Raw genomic sequence first — 14848 nt, forward strand, 5'->3', positions numbered from 1 at the left:
TAAGGGGCGCGGGGAACTGCGCGACCAGCCCCCACCGGCCTGCAGCCGACGCACTACCCCAGGGGTCCGGGGCGAAGCCCCGCGCCCCTACGGGGCGCCCGGCGCGCGGTCCTCAGTGGCCGATAGGCCAAGCGGCGTGCTCGTGATCCGAACGGCCGTCCGCGTACTGGGCGCAGGCGTCGGTCAGGGTCTCCAGCAGCGTCAGCGGATCCGGCAGCGGACGCTCGGCGCCGTGCAGCCACTGCACCCGGCCGTCGCCCGGCAGCTGCGAGGGCGGGAGCAGGACGTAGCTGCCGCGGCAGTGCCAGCGCAGGCCGGGGTGCTCGTCCATCGTCTCGGGGTGGCAGTCCAGCTCGCAGGGCCACCACTCGTCCTCGTCGTCCGGGGTGCCGCGGGTGGCGGTGAAGAAAAGCATGCGGTCGGGGTCGACGGTGGCCACGGGGCCGACCTCGATGCCGGCCGCGAGCAGCCGGTCCAGGGCCTGGCGGCCCGCCTCGGCGGGCACGTCGAGGACGTCGTGGGCGATGCCCGTCGCGGTGACGAAGTTGGCCTCCGGCTGGGAGCGGAGCCACTTGGTCACCTTCTCGGCGTCCGTGGTGGCGAGGGTCTGCCAGGCGAAGGAGACGGGATGCCGGCCGGGGGTGGGACAGCCGATGCGCTCGCAGGAACAGCCGTAGCCCGAGGGGTGCGCGGCCGGGGCCAGGGGGAAGCCGGCGGCGGCCGCGGCCAGGAGCAGCTCCTCACGGGCGGCCGGCGCCGCCCCCGTGCCCGTATCGCCGCCCGCTCCGCTCCTGGGGCGGCGCAGCCACTGGGAGAATCTGCTCTTGCGTTCCATCTATCCCCTCACTTCGACCGCGGTCTCCGGTCAATGCTGCCACCATCCTGCGCCCGGTGTGACCGCCGGACGCATCCGGGGGGTGTGAGACCGGCCGCGGGGGCGCCCCGTAAGGGGCGCGAGGAACTGCGCGATCAGCCACCGTCGGCCTGCAGTCGACGAACCACCCCGGGGTCCGGGGCGAAGCGCACGGGCTGCGGGCTCAACGCGGGGCGAGGCCGCGCAGGGCAAGCTCGACGACGGCGTCCGCGTACTCGTGGGTAAGCGGGAGAGTGCGGGTCTGCCAGCGGTGGAAGAGCGGGCCCACCAGGAGCTCGACGGCGATGCGCGGATCGACGCGGGCGTCGATCCGCCCGGCCTGCTGTGCCGTGCGGAACCGGCGCACGTAGGCCTGGAGCTGGGGTTCGAGGACCTTCTCGGTGAGCGCCGCGGCCAGCTGCCGGTCGTTCTGCGACTCGGCGGTCAGCGCGCGGGTGGGGGCGTCCAGGCGCGGGTCGTTGAGCTCGTCCACCGTGGCCCGCAGGACGGTCTTCAGGTCGGCTTCGAGGTCGCCGGTGTCCGGCAGTTCCACGCTCTCCGCGTCGGTGCCCTCGGGCAGGCAGGCCTCGAAGAGGACGGCCGCCTTCGAGGGCCACCAGCGGTAGATCGTCTGCTTGCCGACGCCCGCGCGGGCGGCGATGGCCTCGATGGTGAGGCGCTGGTATCCGCTCTCGCCGACCAGCTCGAGGGCGGCGTCGAGGATCGCGCGGCGGGAACGCTCGCTGCGGCGCGTGGAGTCCGGCGTCTTGGCGGTCATGACGTGCGAGTGTAGCGAGCCGGTGAGACGGACCGTATCGCCTTCCCGAGCGCGGAAAAAGGCACGGGAGAGCCACCGGTAAACCACCCGTACGGTTCATGCGCACAGGTCGCCGAACGTGGACCATTTGGGCACGTGCGAGCTCTCGCACGTGCCCAACCCCACTGTGAGGAGCGCGACTTGCGTACGACTCAGCGTGCTTTCACCCCGCGTCGCTATCTGATGTGCCCGCCGGTGCACTTCCGGGTGACGTACTCGATCAACCCGTGGATGGACCCGGGCAAACCGGTCGATCTGCCGCTCGCGCTCGCCCAGTGGGAAGACCTCCGCGACCGCTACCGCGCCCTCGGCCACACCGTCGAGGAGCTCGCCCCCCGCCCCGGCCTGCCCGACATGGTCTACGCGGCCAACGGCGCCACGGTCGTCGACGGCCGGGTGCTGGGCGCCCGCTTCGCCCACCCCGAGCGCTGGGCCGAGGCGGAGGTGCACCTGGAGTGGTTCCGCACGCACGGTTACGCCGAGGTGCGCGAACCGGCGCACATCAACGAGGGCGAGGGCGACTTCGCCGTCACCGCCTCCTGGCTGCTGGCCGGGCGGGGCTTCCGCAGCAGCCCGCTCTCGCACGCCGAGGCCCAGGAGTTCTTCGGCCGCCCGGTCGTCGGGCTCGACCTCGTCGACCCCCGCTACTACCACCTGGACACGGCGCTGTGCGTCCTGGACGAGGAGGGCGACGAGGTCATGTACTACCCCGGCGCCTTCTCGGCGGGCAGCCGGGCCGTGCTGCGGCGGCTGTTCCCCGACGCGCTGATCGCCGCCGAGGAGGACGCCGCGGCCCTCGGCCTGAACGCTGTCTCCGACGGGCGCCACGTGCTGCTCCCGCAGGCGGCGGTGGGCCTGTTCGGACCGCTGCGGGAGAGAGGCTACGAACCGATCGGGATCGACCTGGGCGAGCTGCTCAAGGGCGGCGGCAGCGTCAAGTGCTGCACGCAGGAGCTGCGTCAGGCCTCGTCCGTCGGCGGCGGCCAGCTGTCGCCCCAGTCGATGTCGCGGGCGGCCCTGTAGAGGGGGCCGTGGCGCTTGGTCACGGTCTCGCGGGTCAGGCCCTCCTCCGGCGTGCACAGCTCCAGGAGGACCTGGCCCTTGCGGATCTGCGGCCTGCGCACCACCCGGGCCGGGGCGTCCGGCACCTCGCCGGTGCGGACGGCGGCCACGTACGAGAACTTCTCGTCCTCGTACGCCAGCGAACCGCCCTTGACCTGCCGGTGCAGCGAGGAACGGCTCACGCGGGCGGAGAAGTGGCACCAGTCGGTGCCCCGCTCGATGGGGCAGGCCGCGCTGTGCGGGCAGGGGGCGACCACCCGGAAGCCCGCGGCGATCAGCCGGTCGCGGGCCTCGATGATCCGCAAGTAGCCGTCCGGGGTGCCCGGTTCGATCATGACGACGGCCGAGGCGGCCCGGGCCGCCTCCTCGGTCACCGCGCGCCGCCCGTCCTCGGTGAGTTCGCCGAGCACGTAGGAGACGGTGACCAGGTCGGCGTCGGGGAGGGCGAGCGAGGCGTCGATCGCCTGCCGCTTCCACTGCGCGGTGCGCAGGGCCTCGGAGGCGGCGCCGCCCGCGAGTTCGGCGCCCAGCGCCAGGGCCGGCTCGGCCCAGTCCAGGACCGTGGTGCGGTGCGCACCCTCGGGCCAGGCCGCCGCGACGGCCCAGGTGGCGGCGCCGGTTCCGCCGCCGACGTCCACGTGCGAGACGGGGACGAAGTCCGGCAGGCGGTCCCGGAAGGCCTCCAGGGCCGCGCACACGGCCTCGAAGGTGGCGGGCATCCGGTAGGCCGCGTACGCGGCGACGTCGGACCGGTCGCGCAGCACCGGGGTGTGGGTGGGGGTGCGCCCCCGGTAGTTGGCGATCAGCCGCTCGACGGCCTGGGCGGCCTGCCTGGGCGGCAGCCCGTCGAGGAGGCCGGCGAGGGCGGCGCGCAGGGTCTCGCCGGTCGGCGCAGGTGCGGGGGCGTGCATTTACCGCATTCTATGCGGCGTCCCCGGCTGCGTCCTTGCGGTGCCAGGGACGGCACAGGCCCACGAAACAGACGACGGCCGCCAGCGCGCAGCCCAGCTGCACCACGGCCATCGGCACGGCCGTGTGCTCGCCCGCCATGCCGACCAGCGGCGAGGCGACCGCGCCGAGCAGGAAGGTGGAGGTGCCGAGCAGGGCCGAGGCGGAGCCCGCGGCGTTGCGGGAACGCATCAGCGCCTGGGCGCTGGTGTTGGGCATGGCGAGCCCCATCGCGGACATCAGGACGAACAGCCCGGCGGCGACGGGCACGAGCCCCGGCCGGCCGAACACCCCCGAGGTCATGAGCACCAGCGCGACCGCGGCGAGGGCGACCACGGCGAGACCGATGCCGAGGACGACGTCGAGGCTGACCCGGCCAGCCAGGAACTTGCCGTTGATCTGGCCGACGAGGACGAGCCCGACGGAGTTGAGGCCGAAGAGCAGACTGAAGGTCTGCGGCGAGGCGTGGTAGATGTCCTGGATCACGAACGGCGAGGCCGAGATGTAAGCAAAGAGCGCGGCGAAGCTGAACCCGCCCGCGAGCACGTACCCGGTGAACACGCGGTCGGCGAGCAGCCCGCGCATGGTCTGCAGGGCCTGCACCACACCGCCGTCGTGCCGCCGCTCCGGCGGCAGCGTCTCCGGGATCCCACGCCAGACGACGAGGCAGAGCAGCGCGCCGACCACCGTGAGGACGACGAACACCCCGCGCCAGTCCGTCAGCCGCAGCACCTGGCCGCCGATGAGGGGCGCGACGACGGGGGCCACGCCGGAGATCAGCATCAGGGTGGAGAAGAACCGGGCCATGGCCACGCCGTCGTAGAGATCACGCACGACGGCCCGCGCGATGACGATCCCGGCGGCACCGGCCAGCCCCTGCACGAGCCGGCACCCGATGAGCACCCCGGCCCCGGGCGCGAGCGCACATGCGGCCGTGGCGATCACATAGACCACCATCCCGGCGAGCAACGGCCGCCGCCGCCCCCACTTGTCGCTCATGGGCCCGACGACGAGCTGCCCGAGCGCCATCCCCATGAGGCAGGCGGTGAGCGTGAGTTGCACGGTGGCGGCGGGACTGTGCAGGGCCCCGGTGACCTCCGGCAGGGCCGGGAGGTACATGTCCATGGACAACGGCGGCAGGGCGGTGAGCGCACCGAGCACGAGCGTGACGACGAGACTCGCGGGGGCGGGGGCGGAAGTGGGGGTGGGTATGCGGGGGCGGCGGGTGTCGGGGGTGGTGGGGGCGTCCGTGGGCATGGGATCCATGATGCCTGGCGGTGAAAGGATCACGCCTGCACAGAACCATCACAAGGAGACGCAGTGCGCAGACTCTTCCGCCTGGCCGCCGCCATAGCCATGGCTTGTGCAGCAAGCGCGACGACTCCCCTGAGCCACCCCGCACACGCCGCCGACGGTCCCGCGCAGTGGACCCGCACCTGGGGCACCGCGATGGCGGCGGCGTCGGCCGATGAGACCGGGATCACCGGTCGGCAGACCCTCCGCATGGTCGTGCACACCGGCGTCGGCGGCAGCGCCGCGCGCATTCAGCATGATCTTGCGAGGAACCCCAGGGGTTCGGCCCCGGGAGGAATCGCATCCCGCACCATGCGCCGCGGAGCGGCGCAGTATCTGGCAGGATGGCTGCCCCGCCTGCGAGTTGCGAAGGCACAAGCCCGGCCATGGCCGGTGGACCCGGTTTCCTGCAACACCTGAGCATGCGAGACCTGCCGGGTGCGATTCCCGGCATGCGGGGCGTGAGTCACGCGTCCCGACCGCCCGGGCCAGGGCGGTCAAGATGCAGGAGGCATCACCGCCGCCAGCGGTGCCCTACTTGCAAGCCCGGCCGTTCACGGCCGAGAAGTTGACCTGGTCAACACCTTCAGCAACATCGCCCGCCAGGCGAGTGGCGGCGCGGCCCGGGCCGTACCGCTCACCCTGACCTTCGGCGGCAGCAAGCGGACCGTGATCGAGCCCGGGGAGAGCGTCTCCAGCGACCCGGCCGCGTTCCCGGTCGATGCCAGCGAGAGCCTGCTCGTGAGCATCCATCTCCCCGACCCCGTCCGCTCGGTGCCGTTCCACGAGTACGCCCTGACCACGTCCTTCATATCGGCGGACGGTGACACCGCGGACCGTACGGAGGAGACGGGTGCCGGGGGCTTTCCCACGAAGTTCCGGCACTGGGCCTTCCTCGGCGGCCTCAACGTGACGGCGAGCGGCAGCGGCGGAACCGTCGTCGCCATCGGCGACTCCCAGACGGACGGCGGCCACGATCCCGCCGTTCAAGGGCTCCCCGTACTTCACCGCGGAGCGGGAGACGGTCCGGCAGGAGGTCAACACCTGCATCCGCACCACGCGCGACGTCGACGCGTACCTCGACTTCGACCGGGCCACGCGTGATCCACTGGACGAACAGCGGCTGTTCGGAGCCTACTTCGACCCCAAGGACCACCTGCACTTCAACGACAACGGCTGCCAGGCCCTGGCGGACGCGGCCACCGGCTCCCCCGCCCCGGCGCCCTTCACCCCGAACTTCTCGCAGACCGCGGCGGCCGACTTCACCGGGGACGGCGTCGCCGACCTCGTCGCCCGCAACTCCCAGGGCGAGCTGTACCTGTGGAAAGGCAGCGGTGACGGAACCTTCGAAAGGCCCCGACTCCTCACCGGTGACTGGAACTTCACGCAGACCGCGGCGGCGGACTTCACGGGGGACGGTAGGGCGGGCCTCATCGCCAGGGGCGGTGACAACAACCTGTAGCTGTGGCCCGGGAACGGCGACGGCACGTTCGGCACCAGGCAACTGCTCACGGGGGACTGGGACTTCTCGGAGACGACCGCCGGTGCGTTCTACGGCGGCCGCACGGCACATCTCGTCGCGCGGAGCAATGCGTCGGGTGTGCTGAATGAATGGGTGAACAGAGGAGACGCCGACTTCAGCCGTCCATTCCGGCTGACGGACGGGTGGTGAGTCCGGAACATAACGAAGCCCTCCGGTTCCTCGGGGAACCGGAGGGCTTCGCCGTGTGCGGGTGGGGAATCACGAGGCCATCGAGAGCCACGACCCGACCAGGGCCACCACGATGATCACCGTGACCAGTTGCTGCTGCAGCCCCTTGGACCAGGCGTTCTTCGAGCTCTGGCCGTGCTCCGCCATGTCCAGGGTCTTCTCCCTCAGCTCCTTCCGGCGCCCCAGGCAACCCAGCGGGAATCCCACGATCGCCGCGGTGTACAGCGAAAGCGCCACTTCGGTGCTGAAGTTCTTCACGAGAGCGCTCAGGGCGATGATCCCGACCCCGATCAAAGGCGCCAGACATATCCGCATTCGGTACCGGCGATTCGGCATGAGCGGAAGGAAGAACAGCAGAAAAAGTGCCGTTGCCGCGACAGCGATGACGCACCAGGCGTTCAACGGAATGGACGGAGGTTGTGGCATCAATCTTCCCTGACTCTGTGGGGCCCGCATCGCGGACCCCACAGCCTATTGTCTGCTGACCCGGCAACCCTGCCAGGCTACCAAGTGAAGAGCCCCACAATGGGGGAGATGGCCTGGTGCATCACATGGGCCGTCCTTTCGATCCCCGAGATCACCTCTCTGCCGTCCTCGAGGACTCGGGCGCCCGCCCAGATCGCCCCGCTGCCGATATTTCCGATCTTGCCGAGCGCCATACCGGTGACCGCGCTGATCATTCCGTCACTGCCGAAACCGTCGGCGTACCAGGACAGCCCGGCGCTGATTCCGCCGGCAACCATGGACGACACACCCAGAATGGGCGTGACAACGGCGTCCGCGCCGGGGATGGCGGCCGAAATCGCTGCCGCCGTACCGGTAACAGTGCTCGCGCGGTTCAGCCACTGAGCGTCGGCGCGCGCCCAGTCCTTGCCGTCGCACTTGTGGGTGTCATCCTTCACACACCCGGACGGGGGCTTGTCGTACTTGGGGTCGTCGGACGGCTTGGTGCCCTTGTCCGCGTTCTCGTGGGCCTTGCGCGCCAACTCGGCAGCCTTCGCCGCCTCTTCGGCCTGACGCTTCTGCGCCGCGATGGTCTTGGCCTCACTGGCGGCAGTGTGGGCCGCCACGTCGTCCTGGTGCGCCGCCCGGGCCGACTGCGCGGCGCTGTCGGCCGAGGCCTGCGCGTTCGCTGCCGAGGTCACGGCCTCGTCGGCGGAGGCGTAGGCCTGCTCGGCCGAGTAGTTGGCCTGGCGGCTGGCCTGCTGGGCGGTGGCCGCAGCGGCCTTGGCCTGCTTGGCGGAGTCCGCCGCTGATGCCGCCGAGGCGTCGGCGTCGCGGGCCTTCGTCTGCGCCTGGCTGGCGTAGTCGCCGGCCTCCTTGGCCGACGTACGGGCCTTGTCGGCCCACTGCCCGGCCTCCGTCGCCCTGTTGTGGGCCTTGGCCGCCACCTGGGAGGCCAGGTACGCGTTCTGGGTCGCCGTCGCCGCGGTACGGGCGGCAGCGGCGATCATCGACTCCACCGCCTGGACGTGACTGGCCGTGTCCGCGTCCAGCTGCGCCGCCTTGAACCGGACGCGCGTGACGAAGTCGTGCTGCATCCAGGCGGGGCCGTTGAGCGCGACCTGGGCGGCGGCCTGCACGTTGGCACCGCCGTCGTGGCCGAGCTCGAGCGCCTGGACCTGGTCGTCCTCGCCCTGGGCCTGGCGGTATCCGGTGCTCAGGAAGGTGTACAGGGCCTTGACGCTGCCGTCGCTCAGGGCGGCGTTGCCGGCGTCCTTGACGGCCTTGCCCCCGCTGTTCATGAGCGAGAGGATCTGGACGCGGTAGTCCTCGGCCTGGACGTTGTAGACGCCTTCGGTGAGGAACTTCTCCGCCGCGCCCGGGTCGTTGCTCTGCAGCGTCTTGGTGGCTGCATCGGCCAGTGCGGGGCCGCCGACCTTGGCGAGGGCGAGCACCTTCTCACGGTCGTCCTGCTGCACGGCCTGCTTGTAGTCCGTCCTGACCCAGGAGACGACGTCGACGTCGGAGCCGGCGAGGGCGGCGCCGGCCGCCGCGCGGGTCCAGCTGCCCGTGCTGCCCAGCAGGTTGACTGCCGCCTTGCGGCCGAGGTCGGCGACGGTCCGGTCGTCGGTCCCGGGCGCGGAAGCCTTGTCGATGAGCTGCTTGGTCGCCTCGTCGGTGACGGACACCTGGTTCTGGGCCTTGGACAGCGCGTCGTGGCCGTCCTTGTCGGCCTTCACGAGCTGCTTGGCCTCGTCGATACCGCGCTTCGTATCGGCGTCGAGCTTGGCCTTCTCGCTGTCGCGGGCGAGCTTCTCGACCTTCTGCGCCTGCGCCACCGCGGCGGAAGCCACCTTGGCGGCATCCATCGCGTTGTTGGCGTGCTCGGTGGCCTTGTTCGCCCAGTCCTTGGCCTTGCCGGCCTGGTCGGCGGCCTCGTCGGCGGCCTTGGCGGCATTCCTGGCGTGGGTCGCGGCGCTCATGGCGGCGTCGTGTGCGTCGTGCGCAGCCGCGGCGGCCGCGCTGGAGAGCGACTGGGCACGCTGCGCCGCCTCGGTGGCCACGGCGGCCGCGTCGTTGGCGACGTCGGCGGCTTCCCGGGCCCGGCGCGACTGCGCGGTGGCCTCGCCCGCGGAAGCGCTGGCGTCCGCGGAGGCACTGGCCGCAGCAGCGGCATTCCGGGCGGCACTTGCGGCGGACAGGCCGGCCTCGGTGGCATTCTGGCTCGCCACAGCGGCGTCGTTGGCGGCCGCCCCGGCGTTCTCGGCGTTCTTGGCGGCGTCGCGCGCCGCTTCGGCGGCCTTGCGGGCAGCCGACGCCTGGCTCGCGTCGCCCGCGGCCGCGGAGGCGGAGTTGTAGGCACGTGCGGCGGCCTCACCGGCAGCAGCCGCTGCGGCTGCTGCGGCCTGGGCGGCAGCGGCAGCCGTGTGGGCCGCGGAGACCGCCGTGTTGGACGCCTCGATCGCCGTCCGTGCCGCCTCGGCCGCGCCCTCCGCCGCCGCGGCGGCGCGGTTGGCGGCCTCACCGGTGCGCTGGAGGTCGTCCTTGGCGGCTGCGGCCTCCTTGGCCGCCTTCTGCGCAGCCTCCTTGGCCTTGGTCGCGGCCTCGTCGGCGCGCGCACCGGCCTCCTTGGCGGCGTCGGTCTCCCGCTTGGCCCGCTTGCCCGCCTCCGTGGCCACACCGGCGAGCTGGGAGACGGTGAGCGTCTCCTGGTCCCGGGAACGCGCCAGGTACTGGCCGGTCTCCAGGAAGTCCCGGAGGTCCTGGGCCGATCCGTCCAGCGCGCGCTGGGCGAGCTTCTGCACCTCCGGGCCGCCGGCGTGCAGGATCGCCAGGACCTGGACCCGGTCGTCCTCCTCCTGCGCCTGCTGACGGCCCGTCTGGAGGAAGGCGTTCAGCGCGTCCTCGGATCCGTCGTCGAGCGCCTTCTGCGCTGCGGCGCGCACGCCGGGCCCGGCATCGTTCAGCACCGACAGGACGGCGACCCGGCGGTCATCGTCCGTCGGGTTCTTGTAGCCGTCCTTGACGAACGCGTGGATATCCGCGTCCGATCCGTCCAGCGCCTTCGCCGCGGCTGCACGGAATCCGGCACCCCCGGAGGAGAGCATCTTCAGGACGGCGGAACGTTCGTCCTCGGCAGTGGCCCGGTCGAGGCCCTGCTGCAGGAAGGTGCGGAGGTCGTCGGCGGAGCCCGTCAGCGCCTTGGCGGCAGCGTCCTTGGCCGCCGTTCCGCCGAGCTGCCACGCCTGGACCGCCTGGGCCCGCGCGTTGTCCGGAAGCGGAGGCCCGGCAGGGTCGGCCGGAGCCGCCTGCGCCACCGTCGTACCGAGGACCGTCGCAGCCATGGTCAGGGCCGCGAATGCCGCAAGTCTCTTGCGTACGAGGCGCGCACGCGGCGCGCTCGATATCGCCGTGTCGTTGATCATTTCCCCTCAAAACTTCACGGGTCCACAAAGAATCCGCAAAGAGTCCCCCACAGATCCCCCAAAGACCCGGCGTTCGGCGGCAGTTGCCGCAGCGCTGTGCATGATCGCACAGCAAAGATCACAAGGCGCATCTTTGCGCCAGACCCCTGTCAGAGTGGCCAAGAACACGCACAGCAGGAGGTGACGGCGCTTCAACCCCGCTTCTGGGCAACCCCGTCCAAGTGATATCAATGGGTTCGCCGGTCCGAGCGCAGGGGGGCATTCAGACGCGCCATCAGGCCAGCAACGGATACTCGGGGGGTCCGACCAGCCATCCCGGTGCCTTGCCGGACAGGCAAGCGTGCACATTTCGTGCCGCGCGATTTCTTATCGCTTTCCATGCGATGTCCTGTCGCACTGTTTACGCAAGGGATCTGAAAAACCGTGAAGTTGACTTCCCGCATGCTCGCTGCCGGTGCCGTCGCGACCGCCGCCGTGCTGACCGGACCGGCCGCGGCCTTCGCCGCGGACGCACCGCCCTCCGGCGTGGAGGACTTCCAGTACCCGCAGGCAGAGAAGATCTTCCAGGAGCGCGGCATCAAGCTGAAGACCGGCGACGGCCACATCGTGCTGGCCACGTGCGGCAGCCAGCCCGGTCTCATCGAGGTCCATGCACGAGGCATGCAGGACCGGGACCCGGTCGGCCACGGCACGTTCTGCTTCCGGATCACGGGCAGGACCGGCTACCTCAGCCTGGAACTCCCCCAGGTCTACGGGGTGGTGGGCAATGACTACACCGTGAACGTCAACATGCAGACGGACACCGAGACGAAGTCCTTCCCGGTCGACAAGAACAAGTGGACCGGCGTCGGCGAGCCCGTCGACCCGCAGCGCCGTCAGTTCACCCTGCTGGAGATCGTCGCCAAGAAGTAGCCGAAAACGACGGCACTTTTTCTCCACGACTCCAGCAAGGAACAGAAAACCATGTCAGCCAGACGCTCACGCGCCGCGTGGACGGCAGGCCTCGTCGCCGCTTCCGTCACCGCCGGTGTCATGACCGGCACCCCGGCCAACGCCGTCGTCGGCGACGAGGCCAAGGACGGCCAGTACACCTTCACCGCCAAGCTCGACATCGGCACCGGCAGCAGCAAGCGCAGCTGTACCGGCGCGCTGGTGGAGAGCCAGTGGGTGCTCACCGCCGCCGGCTGCTTCTCCGACGACCCGTCGCAGGGCTACCGCATCCCCGCCGGTGCGCCGAAGACGAAGACCACCGTCACCGTCGGCCGCACCGACCTGACCACGGAGACCGGCACCACCGTCGACGCCGTCGAGCTCGTCCCCCGCGGGGACCGCGACCTCGTCATGGTCCGGCTCGCCAAGCCGGTCGCCGACATCGCGCCCGTCTCCGTCGGCAACTCCGCACCCCAGCAGGGCGAGGAGCTGCGCGCCGCCGGCTACGGCCGCACCAAGGACGAGTGGGTCCCGACCCGCCTGCACTCCGCCGCCTTCACCGCCGGTGCGGCCTCGGCCACCACCGTCGACCTCGCGGGCAAGCCCGCCGAGGCCACGACCTGCACGGGCGACGACGGCGCCCCGGTCTTCCGCGAGAAGAACGGCGCCTTCGAGCTCGCCGCCGTCAACACCGCCTCCTGGCAGGGCGGCTGCTGGGGTTCGGACGACTCCGAGAAGCGGACCGGCGCCACCGGCACCCGCGTCGACGACATCGCGGACTGGATCCAGCAGACGTACGTCCGCACCCTGCTCTCCCGCGCCGACTGGAAGAACGCCTCCTACCTGGCCTCCGGTTACTTCACCGGCAAGGGCGCGGCCGACAGCAAGCGCCGCATGGACCTCTTCGTCGTCTGGAAGGACGGCTCGGCCTCCCTCTACCAGGGCTCCGACGGCAGCGACCCGAAGTACCCGTTCACCGCGGAGTACAAGCTCGCCGGCGCCGGCAGCTACTGGAAGGACGCCCGCGCCGTCACCGGCGGCAAGTTCACCCAGGACGGCTCCGAGGGGCTCACCGTCCGCTGGGCCAGCGGCAAGCTCTCGACGTACACGCACGTCGACGAGAAGGGCTTCCACGACGAGAAGACCCTCGCCTACTCCGACGATTGGCAGCGCGCCCGTCTGATCACCGCCGGCCGCTTCGGCACGAACAACCTGCGGGACGACCTGGTCGTCCTGTGGGACAACGGCTCGACGTCGATGTACTCCGACACCGGCAAGAACGGCGTCGCGAAGGAGACACAGCTGGTGCAGGACGGCTGGTTCAACGCCGTTCAGATGAACGCGGGCGAGTTCACCGGCAAGAAGACCGCCGACCTGATGATCCGCTGGAACGACGCCCAGACCCAGATCCTCCCCGGCGTCGACACCTCCGGCTACCACGGCCGCACCCAGCTCCGTCCCGAGCACTCGGCCTGGGGCAGCGCCGCACAGATCACGGTCGGCAACTTCACGGACGGCAACGGCCGTCCCAACGACATCCTCATCCGCTGGAACGACGGCAACCTCAGCTACTACCCGGGCGTGGACGCAAGCGGCACGCACGGCGAAGTCCAGCTCGTCGGCTAGGAGCAAGCACTCATGAGCAACAAGACATCCCGCACCGCGTGGGCAACCACCCTCGTCTCCACGGCCGTTGCCGCCGGTCTCCTCACCGCCGCCCCGGCCCACGCCGTCGTCGGTGACCCGGCCAAGGACGGCCAGTACGCCTTCACCGCCAAGCTCGACATCGGCAGCGGCAGCAGCCAGCGCAGCTGCACCGGCGCGCTCGTCGACCAGCAGTGGGTGCTCACCGCCGCGAGCTGCTTCGCCGACGACCCGGCGCAGAGCTACCACATCCAGGCCGGCGCGCCGAAGCTCAAGACCACCGTCACCATCGGCCGCACCGACCTCTCGGGCAACGGCGGCACGCAGATGGACGCGATCGACCTCGCCCCGCGCGGCGACCGCGACCTCGTGATGGTCCGCCTCGCCAACCGCGTCACCAACGTCGCCCCCGTCACCGTCGGCACCACCTCGCCCCAGCAGGGCGAGGAACTGCGCGCGGCCGGCTACGGCCGCACCAAGGACGAGTGGGTGCCCGACCTCCTGCACACCGCCGCCTTCGGTGTCAGCTCGGTCTCGGCCACCGGCGTCGGCATCGACGGCAAGGCCCCGTCCGACGCGAGCCTGTGCAAGGGCGACACCGGCGCGCCCCTCTTCCGTGAGAAGAACGGCGCGTTCGAGCTGGCGGCCGTCAACACCGCCTCATGGCAGGGTGGTTGCTGGGGATCGGACGACTCCGAGAAGCGGACCGGCGCCACCGGCACCCGCGTCGACGACGTCAACACCTGGATCCAGCAGCTCCGGCTGACGGGCCGGTCGGGCGAGGTCACCAACGTCGTCACCACCGGCAAGTTCAGCGGAAGCGGCCGCTCCGACGTCGCCGCCGTGCTGAAGGACGGCTCGCTGGTCGCCTTCTACACGGGTCCCGACGGCGTCCTCCAGTACGGTCGCGAGCTGTGGGGCGACAAGTCCTGGGACGGCAAGAAGCAGATCATCGCCGGTGACTTCAACGGCGACGGCACGACCGACATCATGGCCATCGGCCCCGACGGCATGCTGAAGCTGTACCGCGGCACCGACAGCGGCAAGCTCGCCACCGGGCAGAACGCCTGGCGCGACACCTCCTGGGGCAAGATGACGGCCGTCGCCCGCTTCCGCGCACCGGGCTGGACGCGCGACGGTCTGATCGCCCAGTGGGACGACGGCTCGCTGTTCGCCTACCCGACCGGCCCCGACGGTCTGCTGACCGGCCAGCGGCAGGAGATGTGGGGCGACAAGACGTGGACCAAGCGTCTGCTCGCGACCGGCGACTTCAACGGCGACGGCAAGGACGACATCGCCGCCGTCTCCTCGGCCGGCAGCATGGACCTGTACACGGGCAACGCCAAGGGCTCGTTCGACAAGGCCGGTCGCATGTGGAACGACAACACCTGGGACACCATGCAGTTCGCCCTCGGCGGCGACTTCGACGGTGACGGCAAGGGCGACATCTTCGCCCGCTGGGGCCGCGGCGACCTGCGCTGGTACCCCGGCGACGGCAAGGGGCACCTGGGCGACTCCCGCGCGGCGTGGCCGACGAGCTCCTGACACCGGCACACGGTCTGCGGCCTCCGCCCCTCGGATTCACCTCTCGGGGCGGGGGCCGCTTGTCGTATACGAGTTGTCGTGCTCGTCCGCTGATCCAGGGGCAGTTCTTCGACCTCGGGCCGTGGGGGCTGGTCGCGCAGTTCCCCGCGCCCCTGACGGGGCGCCGTGCTTCGGCG

The 14848-nt window shown here is 71.2% G+C and carries 12 protein-coding genes; 6 read left to right on the top strand and 6 right to left on the bottom strand.

Annotated elements, in window-relative coordinates; all coding sequences use genetic code 11:
* Positions 1 to 112: 112 nt before the first annotated feature.
* Both ACWD4B_RS24285 and ACWD4B_RS24290 read right to left on the bottom strand, forming a co-directional pair.
* Positions 113 to 835 carry a bifunctional DNA primase/polymerase gene (locus tag ACWD4B_RS24285; protein ID WP_451422724.1) on the bottom strand — a complete coding sequence of 241 codons (723 nt, stop codon included), beginning with the start codon at positions 833 to 835 and terminating at the stop codon, positions 113 to 115.
* A gap of 202 nt (positions 836 to 1037) precedes the next feature.
* Complete coding sequence (locus ACWD4B_RS24290; protein ID WP_451422725.1) at positions 1038 to 1631, bottom strand: TetR/AcrR family transcriptional regulator; 594 nt, start codon at positions 1629 to 1631, stop codon at positions 1038 to 1040.
* A gap of 180 nt (positions 1632 to 1811) precedes the next feature.
* Between ACWD4B_RS24290 and ddaH the strand changes: the two genes are divergently transcribed.
* Positions 1812 to 2693 carry a dimethylargininase gene (gene ddaH / locus ACWD4B_RS24295; protein WP_451422726.1) on the top strand — a complete coding sequence of 294 codons (882 nt, stop codon included), beginning with the start codon at positions 1812 to 1814 and terminating at the stop codon, positions 2691 to 2693.
* Here the strand turns inward: ddaH and ACWD4B_RS24300 are convergent.
* Both ACWD4B_RS24300 and ACWD4B_RS24305 read right to left on the bottom strand, forming a co-directional pair.
* Positions 2630 to 3643 (bottom strand): small ribosomal subunit Rsm22 family protein, encoded by a 1014-nt coding sequence (locus tag ACWD4B_RS24300; protein ID WP_451422727.1) that lies wholly within the window; start codon positions 3641 to 3643, stop codon positions 2630 to 2632. The two genes, ddaH and ACWD4B_RS24300, sit on opposite strands and share 64 nt — an antisense overlap.
* Before the next feature lie 10 nt (positions 3644 to 3653).
* Entirely contained in the window at positions 3654 to 4937 is a 1284-nt protein-coding gene (locus ACWD4B_RS24305; RefSeq protein ID WP_451422728.1) for a multidrug effflux MFS transporter, read from the bottom strand.
* 705 nt (positions 4938 to 5642) lie between these two features.
* On the opposite strand from ACWD4B_RS24305, the gene ACWD4B_RS24310 reads away from it, so the two are divergent.
* Both ACWD4B_RS24310 and ACWD4B_RS24315 read left to right on the top strand, forming a co-directional pair.
* Entirely contained in the window at positions 5643 to 6077 is a 435-nt protein-coding gene (locus ACWD4B_RS24310) for a hypothetical protein (protein WP_451422729.1), read from the top strand.
* Positions 6078 to 6159: 82 nt separating this feature from the next.
* A complete protein-coding gene (locus ACWD4B_RS24315; RefSeq protein WP_451422734.1) occupies positions 6160 to 6435 on the top strand; it encodes an FG-GAP repeat domain-containing protein in 276 nt (91 codons plus the stop codon).
* Between the two features lie 279 nt (positions 6436 to 6714).
* On the opposite strand, the gene ACWD4B_RS24320 is transcribed toward ACWD4B_RS24315, so the two are convergent.
* Both ACWD4B_RS24320 and ACWD4B_RS24325 read right to left on the bottom strand, forming a co-directional pair.
* On the bottom strand, positions 6715 to 6942 hold the full coding sequence (locus ACWD4B_RS24320; protein WP_451422730.1) for a hypothetical protein: 228 nt from the start codon (positions 6940 to 6942) through the stop codon (positions 6715 to 6717).
* 245 nt (positions 6943 to 7187) lie between these two features.
* Positions 7188 to 10553, bottom strand: coding sequence for an ALF repeat-containing protein (locus ACWD4B_RS24325; RefSeq protein WP_451422731.1), 3366 nt, complete (start codon positions 10551 to 10553; stop codon positions 7188 to 7190).
* A gap of 423 nt (positions 10554 to 10976) precedes the next feature.
* Here ACWD4B_RS24325 and ACWD4B_RS24330 point away from each other — a divergent pair, with 423 nt between their 5' ends.
* From ACWD4B_RS24330 to ACWD4B_RS24340, 3 genes are read left to right on the top strand one after another with little or no spacing between them, the layout of a single operon-like run.
* Positions 10977 to 11465, top strand: coding sequence for a hypothetical protein (locus tag ACWD4B_RS24330; RefSeq protein WP_336414642.1), 489 nt, complete (start codon positions 10977 to 10979; stop codon positions 11463 to 11465).
* Positions 11466 to 11516: 51 nt separating this feature from the next.
* Positions 11517 to 13109 carry a S1 family peptidase gene (locus ACWD4B_RS24335; protein WP_451422732.1) on the top strand — a complete coding sequence of 531 codons (1593 nt, stop codon included), beginning with the start codon at positions 11517 to 11519 and terminating at the stop codon, positions 13107 to 13109.
* A gap of 12 nt (positions 13110 to 13121) precedes the next feature.
* Entirely contained in the window at positions 13122 to 14672 is a 1551-nt protein-coding gene (locus ACWD4B_RS24340; RefSeq protein WP_451422733.1) for a trypsin-like serine protease, read from the top strand.
* Positions 14673 to 14848: the final 176 nt, after the last annotated feature.

This window comes from Streptomyces sp. NPDC002536 (assembly GCF_053594995.1).

Bases quoted from the DNA above. Each gene is read 5' to 3' on its own strand.
- ACWD4B_RS24285 (WP_451422724.1), bottom strand. From the start codon at position 835: ATGGAACGCAAGAGCAGATTCTCCCAGTGGCTGCGCCGCCCCAGGAGC.
- ACWD4B_RS24305 (WP_451422728.1), bottom strand. From the start codon at position 4,937: ATGCCCACGGACGCCCCCACCACCCCCGACACCCGCCGCCCCCGCATA.
- ACWD4B_RS24290 (WP_451422725.1), bottom strand. From the start codon at position 1,631: ATGACCGCCAAGACGCCGGACTCCACGCGCCGCAGCGAGCGTTCCCGC.
- ACWD4B_RS24300 (WP_451422727.1), bottom strand. From the start codon at position 3,643: ATGCACGCCCCCGCACCTGCGCCGACCGGCGAGACCCTGCGCGCCGCC.
- ACWD4B_RS24335 (WP_451422732.1), top strand. From the start codon at position 11,517: ATGTCAGCCAGACGCTCACGCGCCGCGTGGACGGCAGGCCTCGTCGCC.
- ACWD4B_RS24340 (WP_451422733.1), top strand. From the start codon at position 13,122: ATGAGCAACAAGACATCCCGCACCGCGTGGGCAACCACCCTCGTCTCC.
- ACWD4B_RS24325 (WP_451422731.1), bottom strand. From the start codon at position 10,553: ATGATCAACGACACGGCGATATCGAGCGCGCCGCGTGCGCGCCTCGTA.